Below are 19,381 nucleotides of genomic sequence, written 5' to 3'. Positions count from 1 at the left end.
CTGGGACTAGCCGGGGATCACGGTGATTCCCGCATACTTCAGGAAGTTCTTCCACGGGGCGTAGTACATGCGCCATGCACAGGTCCGTCCGGTGAGCACATAGCCGGTGCAGGGCACAGCGGTGCTGGTGTCGATGGCGGTATTGACACCGGCGACGTGGACCCGCGAGGCGGGCACCGGATAGGCGGGGCTGCTGACCGGGTCGACGACCTCTACGGTGCCGCCGCTGTCACCCTGCCCGATGGCGTTGGTCAGGTCGACCTTCTCGGCACGCACAGTGTTGTTGATCCAGTAACCCACCCAGATCGCCACACTGACCTGCCGGACCTGGATGCCGCACCGGGTTCCGGAGTAGGCACCGGAAGTGCAGATCCACAGCCCGACAAAACTCGAGAGCGGGCCGATCACGGGGTTGCTGAACTCAGGACTGGTAGCGGGCGTGGGATTGTTGTAGACGCGCCCGGCGGCGTTTGTCCGGATCCACGCCGAGTCCTGGCTGTCGTTGTCACCGGCGAAGGGCCCGATGACCTCGCCCGTCGGGTCTGTGGCGACCTGACCCAGCGCGCCGCAGTGGCCGGCCGTCGCGATGCCGGTCACGGTGCCGACCCGTACGGCGAAGCCCGTCGAGCAGCCACCCCCGGTGGCGGAGTTGCGCCACGCGGCCCCGCCCCACCATGGCGGTGAGTCGTTCCAGCGGACCGCCAGCTTGGGCGACACGCCGGTCTCAACGGTCACCGCGACCTTGGCGCCGGCGACGGCCGCGTTGGCCTTGGCGAGGTTCTCGGACGCGGTGGTCACCACGAGCCCCGAGCCGTCGACCTGCGCGGTGATCGACGTCAGCTCTCCGCTGGTCTTCGCGGCGAGCCTGCGCGTCTCGGCGGCGAGCTCCGCCTCCGAGTGGCGCGCCGGCAGCACACTTATCCGCACATCCTTGCGGAGGCCGGCGATCAGGGAGTCGACGGTCTGGCTGACGTTCCCCTTCCAGTAGACATGCAGCTCACGCTGCTCCGACTTCAGCTCCACGCCGGCGAACCCGGCGCCGGCCTCCGCCTGCGCCGCCCTGGTTATGCGTTCGGCGGCCTTGACCAGCGCATCCTGTACCTTCAGCAGCTCCTCCCACGTGGCGAAGCCACCGGGCACGGGCCCTTGGTCGATGGTCCCTGACGTGATCTCCTTGCCCGGGTCGCGGGCGACCGCCTGCGCACTGGTGAACGCCGTGGCGGTGAGCGCGAACCCTAGAACGACCGCTAGGAAACGGACGTACCTCGGGCGGTTGGTGCGTAAGGCGACTGGCACTGCTCCTCCTGCGCCGTGGTCGATTTCGAGTCGCCCTTGGTATGTCATGAATCAACACGGGTATCAATGCCTTGACAGCGTCGGCATTTCTGTTTACCACGCGAGATAACCTCTCGACCGGATAACGGGATTGGGATCGTTGCTAACGACCGGCGGAGATGCCCGGCAGTACACATCCACCGCGCCGACCTGCGGGATGCCGTTCTCTCACGGCCGAATATGCGGATAAATATCCTGCGTAGGTGATTGTTGCCTTTTGGTGAAGTTGTTCGGTGACACTCCGCGAGGTGGAGCGATCCACCGTTACTGCGAGGCAGGACGTGCCCGCACGACCTTGACCCGCAGACTTGCCCGGAGCAGCGCTCCCACGCCGGGGAATGAGAAAACAGGCCCCCCGAAACCAGCATTGACCACAGGCGGATTCCACGACCTCATTAGGACCGAAATGAATTCACACCGACTTGAAAAGGCTCCCGTGAAACCATCGGCCGAATTTCGGTCGTCGACCCCGGCGGCGTCCGGGAACCCCGCCGTCCCACTCCCCCGCTCGGCAGCCGCGCCGAACGGCTCACCGGGGACGGCGCGTACGGCACGCCCAGCGACAGCCGCTGACCTGCGGCGCTCATTGTCCAAGGGACGATTGGACAACCTCTGGATAAAGATCGCTTGGCGGTGTGGCAGGAGGCGCGCGATGCTGAGTGAGGCCGCAGCGCCCCTGGCGCAATAAGTCTCGCGGCACACGCACTCGGGGGCCGTGCTTTTCGCGCTGTGCCGCATTCCGTCTACGAAGGGTAATCGACTGTGTCCAAGGTTCTTCGCCCGCTCGCCGTCGTGGCGGGCACGATTTCCATGGTGGCGGTCTTCGGGGGCGGTGTCGCTCAGGCCGCGGGATCGGCCGCGGAGCTGCGGGGGCCAAGGGTCGTCTGCAACAACCCCGGCACCGGAAACACCACCGTGTGGGGCAAATGCTGGAACAACGGCAATCGCACCGGCAAGGCGCGCCTTGTCTACTGGTGCAAGAACATGATCGGCAACGGCTCCAAGCAGCACAGCACCGGCTGGAAGAAGGTCGCCCCCGGCAAGACGGTGAAGTTCGTGGGCGAGTGCACCTTCAAGGCCCGCAACCCCGCCTTCCACATCCGCTGAGCGAGCCCGGCTGAGCACGCCGGCGCCCACGCAACCGTTAGAGCAGTGCGCCGCCCCAGTGGGCGGCGCACTGCTCTGGCTTTGGCGGCATCAGGACGGAGAGGGCGGTGTGAAGAAGAAATCCGGCTTCGGGCAATCAGCGCCGTACACACTCCGCCGTGCACACTCCACAGTGGAGACGCGCCCGAAGAAAGGCACCGGATGCATGTCCTTGGCCCAGCCTCATCCCGTGCGGACAATCCGCCCGCCGATGCCTGACGTGCCCGGCGCGCCGCCCGACGCGTCAATCATCGAGGGCTCACTCCACGAGCCCGAACTCTTCTCATCGATCTTCGATCGCTACTACGCCGCCATCCACCGCTACGTGTCCGCCCGGCTCGGGCCCGCCGCGGCCGACGACGTCGCCGCGGAGACCTTTCTCGCCGCGTTCGACCAGCGGCACCGGTACGACCAGGCATACCCCGAGGCGAAGGCGTGGTTGTACGGCATAGCCACCAACCTGGTCGGGCGCCACCGGCGCGGCGAGGTCCGCCTTTACCGCGCCCTCGGACGTTCGACCTCCCCTGAGGAGACGGGCGGCCACGACACCGAGGTGACCGATCGGGTGGCCGCCCAGCGGCTCAGTCCCGCATTGGCACAGGGACTCGCGAAACTCGCCAAAGGCGACCGCGACGCGCTGCTGCTGGTGGCCTGCGCGCAACTCAGCTACGCGGAGACGGCGCAGGCGCTCGGCATCCCCGTGGGCACCGTCGGCTCCCGCATCAGCAGAGCCCGGCGCAGCCTCAGGAAGACCCTCGGCACGACGGGACAGGAGGTCATGAACCATGGATGAGCTGCGACAGCTGCGCGACCACCACGACGCGCTCCCGGCCCCCACCCCCGAGAGCACGGCCGCCGCCCGCGCCCGGCTGAACTCCCGCATGCGCGGCGCACCCCGGCATTCCGGGCCGCGGTTCACCTGGCTTCGCCGTACTCCCGCCCTGTGGGGGGCGCTGGCGGGGGTGGCGGGGGTCACCGTCTTCGCGGTGACCACGAGCACGGCGCCCCCGCCCCCCGTAGTCCCGGAGGCGCCGCCGCAGGCGCAGGCGACGGTCGCGGCGGAGCGCATGCGGCCGGTCGCCGACGCCGAGGACCTCGCCCACAACGCGGCGGTGACGGCGACACGCGAAGGCGAACGCGCGCCTCAGCCGACCGAGTGGGTCTATATGAAGTCCGTCACGGCCCAGACCCGGCAGGTCGGCGGCGGGGAACCGCTGTACGGCAGGCCGAAGCGCACCAGCACCCACGAGCAGTGGCGCCGCGCGGACGACAAGGGCTTCGCCTACTTCGAGGGGGGAAAGTTGCAGGTCGGGGCCTCGCAGTTCGAGGTGGCCTACCCTTACCTGTTGTCCATGCCCCACGATCCCGCGGACACGCTCGCCCGCGTGTATGCGACGGTCGAGGAGGAATACAACCGGTCCCGGGAGAACTTCGCGAAGAGACTGGAGCAGCGGGGGCGCACGCCCGAGCAGGTGCGCGAGAACACCGACTCGGAGTTCCCGCCCCTCGTCGGCGATCGGCGCGATATGTACGCTTTCCAGCACATCGCGCAGGGCATGGGCGATGCGGCGCTGCCGTCCAAGGTCCGGGCCGCCCTTTACGGTGCGATGGCGAAGATCCCCGGCGTGCGCTACGAGGCGCGGGCCTCCGACATCGCACGCAGGAAGGGGGTGACGCTCTACCTCGTGCAGGAGGGCTATAAGCGCGAGGAGATCTTCATCGATCCCAAGACCTACCAGTACCTCGGCTACCGGCTCGTCGTCGTCAAGGACCACCGGGAGAAGGACGAGTTCCACGACGCGAGCTGGACGAAGGGCGAAATCCTCGACTGGGACGGCCTGCTCAAGACCGCCATCGTCGACGAACCCGGCGAACGCCCCTGAAAACCGAGAACTCGATCGCGGCCTGCGGGAGACAAGGGGGTGACCGACCGACATCACGAAGGAGTGCCGTTGATCATTGAGACGGCCGAGCTCGACGACGCCGAACTGATCCGGCGATCCGTCGGCGACCCCGAACAGTTCGCCACGCTGTTTGACCGCTATGCCCGGCAGATCCATCGTTATGCCGCACGCCGGATCGGAGAGCAGGCCGCCGACGACGTCGTGGGCGAGACCTTCCTCGCGGCGTTCCGGCGGCGCGGGTCCTACGACCTGTCGGTGCCGCTGGCCCGCCCCTGGTTGTACGGCATCGCCACGACATTCGTCGCCCGGCACCGGCGCCGTGAGGAACGCCTTTTGCGGGCGCTCAGCCGTACCGGCGTGGACCCACTGCCGGAGGCGATGGACCACACGGTGGTGTCCCGGGTCGCGGCGAGCGACAAGGAGCGCGAGCTGGCGGCGGCACTGGCGTCGTTGTCGCGCGGCGACCGCGACGTGCTGCTGCTCGTGGCGTGGGGGGACCTCAGCTATGAGGAGGTCTCACAGGCCCTCGGCATACCACTGGGGACCGTGCGGTCGCGATTGCACCGGGCGCGGAAGAAATCCCGCGTCGTGCTGGGAGACGAGGAGGAGCTCGCATGAACACACTCGGAAACCTTCGCCGCGACACCCCCCCGATGAAAGCGGAGGCCGAAGCCGCCGCCCGGGCGCGGCTGCTGGCCGCCATGCGGGAACCGCAGCCGCGGCCCCGCCGTACGATGCGGCTAGGCCTGCGCCTCGCCGCCGCCGGCACACTGGCGGTGGCCCTCGGCGTCGGCGTGGTCGTGGTGCGCGACCAGCCACGGGTGGTCACCGTGTCAAGCGTGGAGGAGCTGGGCGAACGCGCCGCCCAGGCCGCATACGCCAACACCGGCATGGTGCCGATCAGCGGCAAATGGCTCTACATCAAGGAAGTCCAGGCACCCGCGGCGGGAGAAGCCGGCAACGGCGTCGACCTGTCCAAGCGCGAGAACTTCGAGCAGTGGACCAGCGTGGACGGGCGGCAGATCGCCTGGCGGCAGCCCAACGGCGAACTGCTCGTCCAGGGCAACTCCCCGGGAATCGGCACGGCCGAGCTGAGCGAGCAGCCCGTCACACCGGAAGGTGTCCTCGCGAAGGTCCGGCGAGAGGTGGAGAAGTTCCGGGAGCGCAGAGTGATCGGAATGGGGAGCGAGGAGCTCAGCCTGGATGAGGAACTCTTCAGCGCCGTCAGCCAGCTAATGAGCACCCAGGCCCTCCCGCCCGAGGTGCGCGCGGCCCTCTTCCGCGCCCTGCCCACCATTCCCGGCGTGAGCATCCGGAGAGACGTGACCGACGCCTCCGGCAGGGTCGGCATCGCGTTCAGCCACACCGGGTGGGCCCGCTACGACCTCATCCTGGACCCTGTCGACTTCCAGTACCTCGGTAAGTACGGCGAGATCACCAGCGAGCGGAGGGTGGAAAACGGGGCCGGCAACCCGCCGACCGTCTACCGGCCCGGCACACCGGTCGTCCTCACGTCACGGGTGGAGACCAAGGTGGTGGACACCCCCGGGCTCAAGTAGGCCCTACCCCTGCCCGGGTGCGCTCCCTTGCGCGGGGGCGGAGGAAGCGCACCTGCGTACGGCGAAGCCGTTTCGGCCCCGGCCTCGGCCTCGGGGATGGAGACCGCTCACTTCCCCGAGGCCGCAGGCTGCGGCTGCCAATGGCATGCAGTTTTCCCGCCAAGCCCTCGCGATCAAAGAAGCCGTGCCGGACCGGGATCCCGCGCATGAACTACCAACATCACTTGGCATAGAATCGGCTTGAACACCCTGCACTCACACCGTGGCCTCCTGATGGGTTCAGGCCAATGGACCGCTCAATTCGGCCAGCTCTTCCTCCAACTCCGACAGATGCACACGGGCAGTGGCGATCTCGCGCTGGAGCTCTTCACTTCGTAATCTGCGGTAGAGGGCGGTGTGGTCGTCGAAGTGGGTCACGATTCGAATGTTGGATCGGCCGCATACGACACGGTCGACCAGTAGAGCACGTCCCAGCTCTGTTGCGCGGTCAGATGCGGGGGTGCTGCGCCAATGACCGTCCGCAAACGTGTCCAAGCCGGCGACCACGAAGACGCCGTGCTCCTGAATCCTTCGAACCTCCTCCAGTCGCGTCGCGATCCGGGCTCGTTCGTGCGCGAGGAACCGGTCCGCCTTGGCGGCACCGATATGGTCGTCATACGTCTTGATCTTCGCTTTCAGGTGGTCGGCGTATGCGGCCACCAGCTCGGGCGCCGGGGACAGTTCCGGCGCCATAAGCCAATGGCGCCGCCCTCTCAGACGAGAGCGGAGGTGCCGGTCGATCGCGTCGTCGACGTCCTCTTTGCTGACGTGGTGGTAGCGGCCATCGTCATGCTTGTGGTCGCAGTAGTACGTCGGCGGGAGTCTCGAATTCAGCTCTTCGTCGTGGAAGGACATCCGCCGCTCGCACAGCCCGCATGTGACTTTCAGGCCGAGATCCAACGGCTGCGGGTTCGCCTCGTCGAAAGCCTGAAGAGCGGCAACGGTCACACGGTAGTCGTGGGCGCGAGTGGCATACACCTCGTTCCATACGCCGGCATCCTCAGCGATTACGGCGACAATGAGGGCGAGCGCGTCGTACTTGGCAGGGGCGCTGAACATCCACACTTCCTTCGGTTCGCCGCCCAGTTCGTACCGGCCATGCCCTGGGTGGTCAGGGCATCGGAAACGCATCTCAAGTGTCTGCGTGTTGATCGAAAGTTCGGCTTCGGCGACGCATTCGCCCTCCTGGGAGCACGCTGTCGTAGCGGTCAGGACCTGCACGGGCTGTCCCTGGATACGGCGTCGTTCATCGGCCAGTCGTGAAGCCCAGCCGCGGAGGACCTCATGTGCCCGCCGGTCGATAACCTCTGCGACTTGTAGGCGAACTGCGGCCGCACGTTGGGCCTCCCGCTCGCGACGGGCTGCCTTCTCACGTTCGGGTAGAAGGGTTGCCAGCTGACGCACGCTGGTTTCCTGGTCGGGAGTCAGCACGGGCAGATCTCCCCCGCCACACGTCCGGCAGGCCTGTTCATGGTGGCCTTGAGCTCGGAACTCCCGCACGCTGGTGGTCATCGGGCTGTTGGTGCGCTTGCCTCGTTGTCGGCAGGACGGGCTGTGCGAACGGCCGTTCTGTTTGACCTCGTAGGTGATGTGGATCTCCGCGAGCGATCCGATCTCATCGAGGGCGAGGAGCGGGGAAAGAAGAATGTCGACAGCGCTCTCGTTCACGGGCGGACGCACCTCTCAGAAGGCTATTGGCCTCCTAACGGTAAGTCTTCAAGAACCGACGAGAGCCCGTTTCGGACAATTCGCACAATAAGTGAAAGTACTCTCGCCTTCAATCAGCCGGATCCTGCTAAACTCATTTGGATATACGCCGCGGAGCGAATCACGTCAAAGTACGAGCAAATAGCTTGAGGACGCCGTATAGGCTGACCAGGGACATGGAACAGGGAGCTCATCACCTCTCATGGCCTATCCACTGGTTACGTCAGTCGACACCCGCCGACCTTCGACCGCAGGAGCGCCGCCGCAATGCCTCGCCCCTCATTGTTCCGCCTCTTGGTCCAGGAGCGTCACTGGGATAACTGGGTAGTGTTCTCCGGTCACTTCGAGGATACGGCGCGCACGCTCGCCAAAGAGGCTGGCGCCCCTCGGCTCGCCAACGCCACGGTCGCTCGGCGCACGTTCGACCGCTGGTACACCGGTTACTGGTACGGACGTCCACACAACGATGCCGCTCGGGTGTTGGAGCGCCTTTTAGGCTTTCCCTGGACGGAACTGTTCTCGCCGGCTCCCGATGTATTCCATGCCCGCAAGACCGTCCACGATCGTGACGGTTTACAGGCGTCCCTTGTCATCGGTGAGCGGTGGTCCACCTCGCGCCTGTTCCTCTCTGCGGACAATAACATGGCGGACTCCTGGGAATTGATGGGCCGCAACGTTTTGGACGGCACTACCTCGGCCGTCCTCTTCCTTCCAGTGGCGAGGCACGGTGAGGAGGTCCGCCTCTGCCCCTCGGATCCCTCAGGCTTGGAGAGATTCCTCCGACCGGCCCGCCGTGGCCTGCTTGTCGGGGTAGAGGAGCAAGACGACCTGCGCCTCTATGTCATCGACTCTGCGAATGTCCGCAAGAACCTGGCCGCCTTCACAACCCGCGACAAAAGACTCACGATTCCAACTGCCTACGAACTGGACGACCTCACGTACGGCATTCTGTGGTCCCTGATACAGCTCGATGACGGGCTCCTAGCCGATGACCAGACCCTTGATGACGAGCAGCAGGTGCTTGAGACCTATCTGCAGCTTCCGCGTTCGGCCCCCAGCCGGATGGCGCTTCCCATGCTCACGACGGTTGGAGCATCCTGGCTCGGGTCAGCATTCTGCGCACAGCACATTCAGCGTCGACTCGACGGAGCGTCGGAAATACCGCTGTTCTGGACCAGGGAGTAAACGGGCGAGGAGGCCGCCGCCTGGCTGTTCTTCCGACACAAGATCGCCTACCTCCAGGCCCTGGGGCAGCGATTCGGCGGTTCGGCGGGCACGCTGTCGCGGACGTTCTGTGTTCCTGAGGCTGAAGTCGCCCGCAGCAGCCAGTACGAGCGTGTTCTGCTCTTCCTGGCCATCGCCTTGATGGAGATGTTTGGCATCCGCGTCCAGGTGACGGCGTGTCCTGATTACTCCGCTGTCGATGGGTTTGCGCTGGTGCCAGGCCAGCGCGCGATCGTGGCGACCTGGGTGCGCACCGAGGCGCTCTGGCAAGCGGACACCACCACAGCCCGGGCAGCCCTGCGCGGCTATCACGAGGCCCTCAGAGAGGTTACCGATCAGAGCGTTATGACGGGCCCCAACCCCGAGGCTCGGTTACGTGCCATGGCCGGATATCTCGACCTTGATTGGCGATGGGTCACCCGCAGGTGCCGTGACCTGGGCGATTGCGGGCTATCAAACCTGGTGCGCCCGCGCAGCAGACTGGTCAGCATCGAGGCCGTCGACCAGGTGCTGCGCTTCCTGGGCAGCCTTGCCGTCGTCTGATAGGCCCGAGAAGCTGATCCCTATAACAAGCAGCCAACCGTTCTCTCAGAAGGGCTATTCCGTGTCTCCTGACACCTCAGGGCAGAACCGCCGAATCATGGTGGTCACCCTCGGCGGCACCATCGCGATGAGCAGGGCCTCCGGCGAGGCGGGTGGGGTGTCGCCGCGTTTGACCGGCGCTGACCTCGTGGCCGCGGTGCCCGGCCTGGACCAGGGAGCCACGATCAAGGTCGAGGACTTCCGCCGGATCCCGGGCGCCTCGCTCACCGTCGACGACATCGCCGAGCTCATCGAGCTGCTCCAAAAGGCAGCAGCGTCTGGCACAGACGGATTCGTTGTCACGCAGGGGACCGACACACTCGAGGAGACCGCCTACCTTCTGGATCTGTTCCATGACGCGGACGCTCCCCTGGTGCTGACTGGAGCGATGCGCAATGCCGCCATGCCCGGGGCCGACGGCCCGGCGAACCTGCTGGCGGCGACACGCACGGCCGCCAGCGCTGATGCTTGCGGCATGGGTGCGCTAGTGGTCTTCGCCGATGAAATCCACGCGGCACGCCATGTCCGGAAACTCCACTCCACGAGTGTCGCGGCCTTCTCCTCACCCAGCGCCGGTCCGATCGGTCACGTGATCGAAGGAGTTCCGCGGCTGCACTTCAGGCTGCAACGTCACCGCGCGTTGCCGCTGCCGTTGCAGCCGGCCGTGGTCGAGCTCGTGTCGACGACCCTGGGGGGCGACGCCTCAGGGCTAGACGACCTCGACCGGCGCGCGGATGGAGTTGTCGTTGCCGCATTCGGTGTCGGCCACGTGCCGGAGACCTGGGTTGAACCCCTGCAGAAATTGGCGGAGCGCATCCCGGTCGTGCTGGCATCTCGCACCGGGGCCGGCAGCGTCCTTGCTGCCACCTACGCTTTCCCCGGCTCCGAAAGCGACCTGCTGGCCCGCGGGCTGATCAGCGCCGGCTCGCTGGATCCCTACAAGGCGCGGCTGCTGCTCTTGGCCCAGTTGGGCGCGGGGGCAGACCGCGCGAGGGTCGAAGCCGCCTTCAGCGAACGTCGCTAGTCGAACCACGGGCAGGAGATCCGAATGGCGCGCTACACAGTTCGTCCGAGGACGGGAGTTCGTCGTCGCCTTCGATCACGGGGAGGACTTCTTCGCCTCACTGGAGAAAGTCTGCGCCGAGCATGCGATCCGCGCGGGCTATATCCCCGCCTTTGTCGGTGGGTTCAGCTCCGCCAAGCTGGTGGGTACCTGTGGTCCGCTGGAGAATCCCGAGGCACCCTTGTGGGACCACATAGAGCTGGAAACGCTCGAGGCACTCGGCACCGGAACCTTGGCCTGGGACCCCGACAGGGACTGCCTGTCACCACACATCCATGTGTCCACTGGCTTAAAGGCCGACTCCGCCGACGGACGGACCAGCCACTTGCTCGCTGCTCAGGTGCAGTTCATTGCGGAACTCGTCATCGTGGAGATCACGAGCCCCAGCCTGACCCGGCCTCGGCAGCCGAGTCTGTTCGACGTTCCACTGCTCACCTTTGACGAGCAGCGCTGAGCGGGCTGAGTAGTGCGGAGCGCCGGGCCCACAAGATGGTGCAACGTGGCCTGGCGCATCTGCAACCTTTCCCACTGCATGACTGTCAGCCAGACTGCGTACGCGGGCACCAGCGGGTCGCATCCGTCGGCTATACCTTGCAGCGGCATAGGGTGTGGCAGGTGATTCACGGTGCGGTTGGACAAGTGACCTTGGATGCGGCGATCCTGGATGCCCGTCTCGCGGAGCTGGAGTTCGATGACGCGCGGGGCTGGCTGGAGCGTGCCCGTCACAGGCCAATGGAGCCACTGGCGGCCGAAGTCTGGGTGACTGATCCTGCTTTCAGACGCGTCCTGCTGGTGAGGCATCGCTGGCGTGGATGGGTACCGCCAGGAGGCAAGGTCGAGCCGGGTGAGACGCCGCGAACTGCCGCCTCCCGTGAGCTTGCCGAGGAGACCGGCGTACGCGCCGATTTGCTGCCTGTTCCGGCGGCGGTGTCCGTCCGCTCCTACCGCGCCGACTGGGCCCCGACGCTCGGCCTGTCCTACAGCGCGATCATCAGCCTCGATGTCTCGCTCGGTGGGCAGAGCGACCAGCCGCCGAGGTGGTTCGGCCTCGGCGAGAAGTGGGAGAGCGTCTTCCCCGAGGACCGCGGCCGAATCCGAGCACACGTGCGTCGTCTGGCGTCCGAGCGCTCGGATGAGGTGTGCTGAGCCGTACTGCGAAAGCGCGCCCAGTGGCGTTATGGCCGCTTCAACTCTTGCGCGGGTCCGAAGAACGTCGCCAGTGGGAGGGCAGCGGAGCGTTCAGGACTTCTCCTCGGACCGTTCCGCAACGACGATGAGCCAGCTGGTCACGGTCGGAGTTTCTGGCGTGGTCAGAGCGTACGCCTGTTCCAGGATCGCCATCCGCTCGTCATTGGTGAAGTCGCCGTGGGGGCGGGCGAACACGGGGATGGACAGCCATGCCTTCTTCTCCGCCATGGTGCTGTGCTGAATGGTGACCTCAGTGCCCAGAATGGCCAACCCGGCGGCGTTCAGGTGTTCGGTGACGGTCTCCGGTGGCAGCTTGAGATGGTTGTGGGAGGCCAAGGATGGCGTATGGCCGTACTCTCGGGCGGCGATCTTGTGGATCAGTGTGTTGAGCGAAGGGCCGGTGCGGACGGACTGTTCGTCCAGGTGGGCAATCCCCGCGAAGCCGCCGCCGATGTTGAACACGAACCGCCCGCCGGGCCGCAGTGCGCTGCGGACCGCAGCGAACACGGCCGGGACGTCGGTCTTCCAGATCGCCGAATTGCATACCACGGCGTCTGCCGTACCGGAAACGTGCTCGGCCAGGTCCTCGGCCCGGGCGGTGATCCAGGACAGGCGCGGGTCGGTCACAGTACGGCGCCCGACCCGCTGCATCGCGGCGGCGCTGTCCAGTGAGATGACTCGGGCCTCGGCCGGGACCAGGGCGAGGATCGCCTTGGCAGTTGCGCCGGCCCCGCCGCACAGGTCGATAACCAGTCGGCTGCCGGTCAGGTGGGCACGGTCGGCAAGGTCGCGGCTGGTGGCGCTATACATGGGGAAGTCGCGGGTGAAGGCAGCATATGCCTCGGCAGTGGCGTCCTCATCCCAACCTTCGAGAGCGTCGTGGGGGGACATGGCATGCCTCGCTTCGTGATGACGGCCCGAGCCCATCGGTAGGCGGAGCACTGAAGGGTGGGCCTGGGGTTCAGAACAGGGTTGTCTGGACTTCGACGCCCGGAGAGGAGAATCGGCCAAGAGTGATGCGGCGACCCGCGAGCATGCCGAGATCGAGGAGGTAACCCATCGCGTCGTCGTGGTCCAAGACGGCGAGGAACTGAGAGCCGATGCAGGAGACGAGGGTGAAGCCGTGCCGGCCTTCCCGCAGATCGTGCGGGTAAAGAATCCGCTCGCGGCCAGCGGTACAGAGCAGGCTGCCTTCTGCTGGTGGTGTCCATGCCTCCAGCATCGAGGGGACGCCCATGTCGTCGAGCGCGTCGGTGACGCGGGCGACGTGGTGCTCATGAGCAGCACGGGCGGTAGCCAAGTCGGTCAGACAGGCTAGGGCTTTGAGCTTGGCCGCAGCCCGTATCGCCTGGGACAGTTGAAGACGGCGGGTGAGAGCGTCTTCGAGCTGGCGCACGGCGCGACCGTCGGGCATTTTCGTCAGATAGGTGGCAAACAGCGCTCCTTGTTCATCTAGGCGGGAGCGTTTGCGCGGCTCAGCCGCAGTGCCGACCTTGGTCGTTCCGTCAGCGAAGGTCGCCACGTACAGCCAGTGCGGCTGGGCCATATATCGGATGAGGGCCTCAGGAGCGTGGCCTCCGTGCTGGAACTGGTGGGCGAAACGAAAGTCGTCGCGGCTGGCGCATCGGGCGCATTGTCCGCTCTGCTCCGCAGGCGCACGATCGGGGCAGGCGAGGGCCTCGACGCAGACCGTGTCAGCGAACCGGTACCGGCCAGTGCACCATCGGCCGATACCGGTCACCTGGAAGCCGAGTCGCTGGTGCATGATTTCGGCGTACGCCAGTGGCCCGCCGGGTAGCGGAGCGAGCAGCAGCCGGGGGTCCCCGGTCGCCCAGGTGACGCCGTGGCACACGTACTCAGTGTCTTTGGGCATGGGGATGGGCACTGGCATGGCGGTTCCTGTAGTGGGATGAGTCAGAGCGTGAGCTGGAGCCGGTCGGCAATGGCGTCGGCGGCGGTCTTCAAAACGGCGTCGCGGTCCATGCCGGTAACGTCCAGGGCCAGCCAACCGTCGTTCTGCTCCTGTTGGCGCAGTTTGGCCAGGACAGTGTCCTGGTAGCGGATGAAGTTCTCCTCACTGCTGCCGGAGTGGCCGGTCTCCAGGGAGGTGAACTCACCCTTACGACGCAGGGCTTCGCGAGCGCCGATACGCAGGAAGATCACCAGGTCGGGGTCAGTGAGGTAGGCGAAGACCTGTTTGGCGAGGTGAGTGGAGACCTCGGGGTTGGCCGCGTAGCGGGCGAGGATCTTGTGGTGCGCATTGTCGAGGATGACGTGGGTACCGGACGCGAGGGCAGGCCGGATCACGAGTTCGTCATGGAGGGAGTACCAGGCGGCCAAAGCCAGGAGCCAGTAGTGGTCGCCACAAGCCTGGGCGACGCGGGCATCGCGGCGGTAGACGACCTCGTTGAGCCGAGCCAGGTAGGCGGACAGCTCAGGATTCATGGGGACGTCCGTGGTGTGCTTGCCGACCAGGATCGCCGGGTGGCCAGCGCCGACCAGGGCCTGACGCAGGCGAGCGGCGAGAGTGGACTTGCCCGCGCCGTCAATACCGGTGACCGTGGTCTCCCGCCCGCGAGCAGGGCCAGTGAGCTTTGTTGCGATCGTCATGGTCGTGTTCCTCCATGGAGGCCTCAGTTGGGGCGGACTGCCAGGCGGCCCGCGATGATGTCGCGGATCCGGCCGACCAAGACAGTGCGCCGCTGTACAACGTCGCGGTGACGTTCATTGGACAGGTCTGCGGCGTAGTGGTGAGCGAGATTGTTGGAAACGACGTGGAGGTAGCCGAAGCTGATCCCCGCCCGGCACGCGGCCGCCCCCATGGGGCCGATCTCGGGATCGACGAAGGCGTGCTCAGCGTGCCTGGCCAGCCAGTCACGGTTCTCCAGCAATATTGATGGCGAGGTCACATGGACACCTCTTTGCACACCGGGCTGGGCAGCGGCGAAGCCGCCGAAGAAGTCGTTCCACGCGATCAGGGAGCCGTCGATCAGGCTCTCCCCGCCGGTCGCGAGCATCGCGTTGGGCTCCGTCTGGGCCGTCAAAGCGCCCACCTTGCCGACGTAGACAACAGCGCGAGCACCGAGTTCGGCCAGCCGGCCGACAACCCAGCCGGCGACGTCGCCCCAGATGCTGTGCCTGAAGCCGAGGTAGACCACTCGCTGGCCATGCAGTCTCGCGGCGTGCCAGGCGTAGCCCGGTCCGTGCGTCCAAACCGCGCCGGTGGGTGCCAGATGTTCCAGCGCCCAGCCGACGATCACCAGGTCACCGTCGAGCGCGAGGTCGAGTTGTTCGACGGCCGCTCGGCACAGGACGGGATCGGGCAGTTGGTAGGCGACGTTGTCAGCGGAGCGGCCAGTCATAGCGAGATACGTGGAGATGATCAGCCCGTAGTGGTGAACATAGTCGGCGCCGGGAAACGCCTTGACCGCTAGGTCGCGGCCACGGACTTCCACGGTGGGACGCTCCCAGTTGAACAGCTTGCCGTGCTTCTCGTATCGAGAGATCACGGCTAGGCGATCGTAGTCGCCGACGACGTGGATGCTGTCCCAGGGCTGCTCCTGAATGAGGTGGTGAACCTTAATCCGCAGATAGCGAAGCAGCCTGTCCGGGCTCATCGTGTGCCCATCTACCTCGATCGGCGAGACGGGCACCACGGCACCGGCACCGTCGGCGAACAGTTGGTCGGGCAGGGGGCTCATGAAGGACCCTCCGGGATCCGCACGTTGCTGCCTGCCGCCCGTCGAACGACGGCGATGTTCTGCCTGATCAGGTCGAACCGCTTCTCGGGGATAGGGTCCATGTGTTCGACGCGAACGGTCTTGGGCTTGTCGTACGGTCCGTCAGGCAGCATCGCGATGCCCATCGCGCCGAGGCTGACCGGGGCGGCGCCGTCAACAGAGGCGATCCACTCATGCTCGCGCTGCTCGACCAACTCCAGATGTCCGGTACGGCCGAGGCCCAGTAGCCGGTAGACGATCCGCTCCTCGACCATGCCGTGGTCCTCCAGATAACGGGTAGCCGCCCAGCGAGTACGGCACAACTGTTCCTCAGGGGCGGGCCGCCTGGAGGCGGGCAGTGCGATCGCGCCCACGTAGTGACTGGAGGCGAAGTGGTCGTAGCATCGCAGCCATTCCTGGTCGTCTGCGGCGTGCAGCACGGCACACAGGTGGAACTCATCGCTCAGCTCACGGATCTCGCGGGCGGCTTCGTCGCCGGCCTTGATCGTCGCGATGCCGTGTCCTAATACGTCCGGGAGGATGATCTCGCGAGCGTCAACCGCACGAGCGGCCAAGACCAGGTCGGCGGCCGGCAGAGCATGGCCGAGGTCGAAGACGCCGTTATCGACGATGATCTCCGCGCCGCGTTCGGCCTCGCGACGGAAGAACTTCCGGTAGGCGGAGTCGGACAGGACATGCTGAGCGGCCACGTGGTGCACGCGGGCGGGTTCCTGGGCGACGAACGCCTCCAGATATCTGGGCGGGGCGATCACGGAGAAGTCGATGCTCTTGACCATCACGCCGCCCCCCGCTGCCCCATGGCGAGGACGAGGAACTGTTGGGAGAGCACCGGATCGTCCTGGAACCGGCCGCTCGCCTGCAGCGTGGTGGTACGGGCAGCCTCCATCCGCACCCCACGCATGCTCATGCATAAGTGGGTGCCGCGTACGGCTACCGCCACGTCCTTGCTGCCGATCAGGCCGCCGATCTCCTCGGTGACCTGCCGGGTGAAGCGCTCCTGCACTTGGAGCCGTCCGGCGTAACGCAGAGCGATCCGCCCGAACTTCGACAGCCCCATCATCTCGCCGTCAGGCAGGTAGCCAATCGCGACCTCCAGGTTCATGGGCAGCAGGTGATGCTCGCAGAGGGACCACACGCTCATGCCGCTGACCACGACGAGCTGGTTGCTCAGGCGGGCCTCGGTGAAACACGCGCCCCTCGCCGACAGCTCCGCCGACAGAAACGAGTTCCACCAGGCTGCGACCCGTGGCGGCGTTTCAGCCAGTCCCTCCCGCCCAGGGTCCTCGCCGAACGCGACCAAGAGCTGGCCGATCAGTTCGGTGACGCGCTCGATGTCGACCGGTCCTGGAGCCACCGGGTCGGGTTGGGGTCGCACGACCGGACCCTGGCCGGACGCCGGACAGTAGACGGCCTTCGTCATGGATTTCGCCTCCAAGAGCTGGGACAGAGGGCTGATCAAGGGGGTGTGCCAGCGTCCGAGAAGTGCGAACGCCGCGAGGTGCAGGGGCTCAGTGATGTGCCATTAGTCAGCGGCCGGCTGAGTTTGGCGCCTGTGAGCGGGGGCGGCCTCGGTCTCTAGCTTTTGCCGTAGAGCCCTCTAGCATCACGGCCACTTGGGCCTGCCGTGCTGAAACTCGGCTGGGAATGCACAAGGCGGTGATCAGCCGGAACCCGATGTCGATCTATCTACCTATCAAGCTAAGGACCGGGTCATCGATCCCCTATGTCGAAACGAGCCCAACTACGCCCAGTTTCACGAACCCGGACGGCGATGAGCCGACCGGCAATGCCAGGTTCGACGTTCTGGATGAACCATCCGGCCAGGAAGTGAGCCAGGCGCTCTGAGGTCGGCTCACAGGGCATGACCTCGTGGAGGTTGCGGTGGTCGAATTCGGTGTCCAGGAACTTCTTGAATGGCACGAGGTCTCCGAAGTCGGTGACGAAGCCCGGGTCTGCCAGGACAGGGGCGGTGAGAATCACCTCGACTACGTAGCTGTGTCCGTGTTGCCGCGAGCACTTGTGGTCAGGCGCGAGGCTGGGTAGCTGGTGTCCGGCCTCGAAGTCGAATAGCTTGCCGATGGTGTGCTTGCCGGACGGGAGTGGCACCGTACTGAGGTCCATGGACTCCTCCTGTGTGACGGGGATTCGGTGATGCGAGCGAGGAAGGCCGTACGACAGCGATGTACTCCCACGCTTCGTCTTTAGTGCACTGGGCTGGTTGCTGATCCTTTGAGGCGGTGGAGGAACGGCGGGAAGCACGGAGCGGTGGATAACTTGACAGGGGCTTGGTCCACGTGACTGTTCAGATAAGGTGTCTTGAAGGGATTCGCGGGATCAGCGGCCGCGCTCGTCGCTCCACAGCAGGACATGGAGGCGCTGAGTCATGGACCAGCCGCGGGCGATTACGTCGTCGGCCAGTTCGCGGGCCCGGGTGATCACAGCATCGGGAGTCCTGCCCTCCGGCATCACGTACACCGGGGACAGTCCGTAGCGCTGAACGAGATCCTCGATCTCGTCCAGGTCCGACCTCTCGCTGGCGACGAACTTAAAAACTGCCCTGCCACTGCCGACCAGGGCGGTCAGCGCCTCAGGGACGATACGCAAGCTCTCCGACATGCCGGCGTTGGACAGCTTGGGCGAAACGTTAAACCGGACGCCCTCGATGAGAAGTTCGGGGAGCGGCGTGAATGTGCCGTTGGTTTCGAACTCAACTCGGCGGTTGGCGTCAACCAGGCGGCGTACCAGCGGAACAAGCTGCTTTTGCTGGATCAGCGGCTCCCCGCCAGTGATCACTACGAGGGCGGTGTCCAGGAGCAGCAGTTCGTCCCCCACTCCAGTGATACTGCGCCGGGACGACTCTCTTCGTAAATCGAACCGGGTGGTGTCCCAGGTGTAGGGGGAATCGCACGGCATCCGTTCACTGCAGGTCAGGTTGCACCGGGACAGGCGTAGGAAGGCCGCGTGTGTGCCGAGGCTGGGCCCTTCGCCCTGCAAGGTGGGGCCGAACAGCTCCGCCACTATCAAGTTGCCTTCCCGCGGTGGGATGACGGCTCTGGTCTGCATGTTCATGGGTTCTCCAGGTCGCATCGGGCCGAGGAGACGCCATCTCATTCAGGCGTAGTTCCCCTCGGGTCGGCAGGAACATGGGGATTTGAGGTTCTGGGCGAGGAGTTGCCAAGGGCCGATTAGCTGGGTGTCCCTGCAGGTCCTAGACAGGCTTCTGCCCCCTGAGCGTGACTACGTGGTCCATACCTGCGTCGCAGGGCGCCACCGGTCAGATCGAACGTCTTTTCCCTCTCGATCGCCTGGGCCGCCCAAGCGGTCGAGAACTGCGCAACCAGGTACAGGCCGCGCCCGCTTTCACTTCCGGCTTCGCCCTTTTGATTCACCGCCGAAGCCGTTGGGATGGAGCTGACGTCGGCTTTACGGTCGAGGGCGCTCACCACGACGCCCTTCTCGTAGACCTCCAAGATCATCCAGACGACCCCACGGCTGTGCTTGATGGCGTTGCCAACCAGTTCGTTGGTTAGGAGTACCGCGTCACCGATCTGCTCTGCGCTGGCACGATGGGTTAATGCCATGGACACTCGCTGTCGGGCGAGCAATTGAAAAGCGGCGCCCCCGCTGAGAGCAACGTCGGTATGGTCGACCAGGTCTCCCAGGTCGTAGTCGCGGATCAACTCAGCGGTTGTCGGGGGCACGGTCATCTCCTTGCACTGATGCCTCGGCGCGGACCGATATCGGCCTCGGCCCACCATGACGCACGCTTCGTGGCACCGGTACGCCAAAGCGTTGCCACTTCGCGGCCACTACCGCGAGCTTGGAGATCCGGGAACGCTGCCTGGACCACCGCGATGGGCTGCGCACCACCAGCCCTCACGTCATCGTCACCCC

The 19,381-nt window shown here is 65.8% G+C and carries 21 protein-coding genes; 10 read left to right on the top strand and 11 right to left on the bottom strand.

What is annotated here, in order from left to right; translation table 11 throughout:
* Positions 1 to 6 precede the first annotated feature (6 nt).
* Positions 7 to 1,296, bottom strand: coding sequence for a chymotrypsin family serine protease (locus tag Ssi02_RS34125; protein WP_204031752.1), 1,290 nt, complete (start codon positions 1,294 to 1,296; stop codon positions 7 to 9).
* Between the two features lie 801 nt (positions 1,297 to 2,097).
* Between Ssi02_RS34125 and Ssi02_RS34120 the strand changes: the two genes are divergently transcribed.
* The 5 genes from Ssi02_RS34120 (at position 2,098) to Ssi02_RS34100 (ending at position 5,944) form a co-directional block, all read left to right on the top strand.
* Entirely contained in the window at positions 2,098 to 2,442 is a 345-nt protein-coding gene (locus Ssi02_RS34120; RefSeq protein ID WP_204031750.1) for a hypothetical protein, read from the top strand.
* Between the two features lie 250 nt (positions 2,443 to 2,692).
* The gene (locus tag Ssi02_RS34115) at positions 2,693 to 3,274 is read left to right on the top strand and encodes an RNA polymerase sigma factor (RefSeq protein WP_204031748.1); all 582 of its coding nucleotides are present in this window, start codon (positions 2,693 to 2,695) and stop codon (positions 3,272 to 3,274) included.
* Positions 3,267 to 4,364, top strand: coding sequence for a CU044_5270 family protein (locus tag Ssi02_RS34110; protein WP_204031745.1), 1,098 nt, complete (start codon positions 3,267 to 3,269; stop codon positions 4,362 to 4,364). Before Ssi02_RS34115 ends, Ssi02_RS34110 begins: the two co-directional genes overlap by 8 nt.
* Before the next feature lie 63 nt (positions 4,365 to 4,427).
* A complete protein-coding gene (locus Ssi02_RS34105; RefSeq protein WP_373870238.1) occupies positions 4,428 to 5,003 on the top strand; it encodes an RNA polymerase sigma factor in 576 nt (191 codons plus the stop codon).
* Complete coding sequence (locus tag Ssi02_RS34100; protein WP_204031740.1) at positions 5,000 to 5,944, top strand: CU044_5270 family protein; 945 nt, start codon at positions 5,000 to 5,002, stop codon at positions 5,942 to 5,944. The genes Ssi02_RS34105 and Ssi02_RS34100 overlap by 4 nt, the downstream gene beginning before the upstream one ends.
* A 279-nt stretch (positions 5,945 to 6,223) precedes the next feature.
* On the opposite strand, the gene Ssi02_RS34095 is transcribed toward Ssi02_RS34100, so the two are convergent.
* Entirely contained in the window at positions 6,224 to 7,651 is a 1,428-nt protein-coding gene (locus Ssi02_RS34095; RefSeq protein WP_204031738.1) for a recombinase zinc ribbon domain-containing protein, read from the bottom strand.
* A 333-nt stretch (positions 7,652 to 7,984) separates the two neighbouring features.
* Between Ssi02_RS34095 and Ssi02_RS34090 the strand changes: the two genes are divergently transcribed.
* From Ssi02_RS34090 to Ssi02_RS39495, 5 genes are all read left to right on the top strand, one after another.
* Positions 7,985 to 8,875: a hypothetical protein gene (locus Ssi02_RS34090; RefSeq protein ID WP_204031735.1), complete on the top strand. Its 891-nt coding sequence runs from the start codon at positions 7,985 to 7,987 to the stop codon at positions 8,873 to 8,875.
* A 252-nt stretch (positions 8,876 to 9,127) separates the two neighbouring features.
* Positions 9,128 to 9,457 carry a hypothetical protein gene (locus Ssi02_RS34085; RefSeq protein ID WP_204031733.1) on the top strand — a complete coding sequence of 110 codons (330 nt, stop codon included), beginning with the start codon at positions 9,128 to 9,130 and terminating at the stop codon, positions 9,455 to 9,457.
* A 97-nt stretch (positions 9,458 to 9,554) separates the two neighbouring features.
* Positions 9,555 to 10,520 (top strand): asparaginase, encoded by a 966-nt coding sequence (locus Ssi02_RS34080; protein ID WP_239130244.1) that lies wholly within the window; start codon positions 9,555 to 9,557, stop codon positions 10,518 to 10,520.
* A complete protein-coding gene (locus Ssi02_RS39500) occupies positions 10,429 to 11,013 on the top strand; it encodes a PPC domain-containing DNA-binding protein (RefSeq protein WP_204031817.1) in 585 nt (194 codons plus the stop codon). Before Ssi02_RS34080 ends, Ssi02_RS39500 begins: the two co-directional genes overlap by 92 nt.
* 161 nt (positions 11,014 to 11,174) lie before the next feature.
* The gene (locus Ssi02_RS39495) at positions 11,175 to 11,705 is read left to right on the top strand and encodes an NUDIX hydrolase (protein ID WP_275410783.1); all 531 of its coding nucleotides are present in this window, start codon (positions 11,175 to 11,177) and stop codon (positions 11,703 to 11,705) included.
* A gap of 93 nt (positions 11,706 to 11,798) precedes the next feature.
* Here Ssi02_RS39495 and Ssi02_RS34065 read toward each other — a convergent pair whose 3' ends face one another.
* The 9 genes from Ssi02_RS34065 to Ssi02_RS34025 all read right to left on the bottom strand — a co-directional run bounded on the left by Ssi02_RS34065 (position 11,799) and on the right by Ssi02_RS34025 (position 19,188).
* Positions 11,799 to 12,557, bottom strand: coding sequence for a class I SAM-dependent methyltransferase (locus Ssi02_RS34065; RefSeq protein ID WP_239130243.1), 759 nt, complete (start codon positions 12,555 to 12,557; stop codon positions 11,799 to 11,801).
* A 151-nt stretch (positions 12,558 to 12,708) separates the two neighbouring features.
* Positions 12,709 to 13,638, bottom strand: coding sequence for a DUF2797 domain-containing protein (locus Ssi02_RS34060; RefSeq protein ID WP_204031725.1), 930 nt, complete (start codon positions 13,636 to 13,638; stop codon positions 12,709 to 12,711).
* Between the two features lie 23 nt (positions 13,639 to 13,661).
* The gene (locus Ssi02_RS34055; protein ID WP_204031723.1) at positions 13,662 to 14,357 is read right to left on the bottom strand and encodes a dTMP kinase; all 696 of its coding nucleotides are present in this window, start codon (positions 14,355 to 14,357) and stop codon (positions 13,662 to 13,664) included.
* A gap of 23 nt (positions 14,358 to 14,380) precedes the next feature.
* Entirely contained in the window at positions 14,381 to 15,448 is a 1,068-nt protein-coding gene (locus Ssi02_RS34050; RefSeq protein WP_204031721.1) for a hypothetical protein, read from the bottom strand.
* On the bottom strand, positions 15,445 to 16,263 hold the full coding sequence (locus tag Ssi02_RS34045; protein ID WP_204031719.1) for a hypothetical protein: 819 nt from the start codon (positions 16,261 to 16,263) through the stop codon (positions 15,445 to 15,447). Before Ssi02_RS34045 ends, Ssi02_RS34050 begins: the two co-directional genes overlap by 4 nt.
* Positions 16,263 to 16,862, bottom strand: a complete 600-nt coding sequence (folE, locus tag Ssi02_RS34040; protein WP_239130242.1) for a GTP cyclohydrolase I — start codon at positions 16,860 to 16,862, stop codon at positions 16,263 to 16,265. The genes Ssi02_RS34045 and folE overlap by 1 nt, the downstream gene beginning before the upstream one ends.
* A 335-nt stretch (positions 16,863 to 17,197) precedes the next feature.
* Positions 17,198 to 17,608, bottom strand: coding sequence for a 6-pyruvoyl trahydropterin synthase family protein (locus Ssi02_RS34035; protein ID WP_204031714.1), 411 nt, complete (start codon positions 17,606 to 17,608; stop codon positions 17,198 to 17,200).
* A gap of 213 nt (positions 17,609 to 17,821) precedes the next feature.
* On the bottom strand, positions 17,822 to 18,556 hold the full coding sequence (locus Ssi02_RS34030; RefSeq protein WP_239130241.1) for a 7-carboxy-7-deazaguanine synthase QueE: 735 nt from the start codon (positions 18,554 to 18,556) through the stop codon (positions 17,822 to 17,824).
* A 116-nt stretch (positions 18,557 to 18,672) separates the two neighbouring features.
* The gene (locus Ssi02_RS34025) at positions 18,673 to 19,188 is read right to left on the bottom strand and encodes an ATP-binding protein (protein ID WP_204031712.1); all 516 of its coding nucleotides are present in this window, start codon (positions 19,186 to 19,188) and stop codon (positions 18,673 to 18,675) included.
* Positions 19,189 to 19,381: the final 193 nt, after the last annotated feature.

The organism is Sinosporangium siamense (genome assembly GCF_016863435.1).
GTDB classification, from domain to species: Bacteria; Actinomycetota; Actinomycetes; order Streptosporangiales; family Streptosporangiaceae; genus Sinosporangium; species Sinosporangium siamense.
This window is presented reverse-complemented; position numbering and strand designations above follow the sequence as displayed.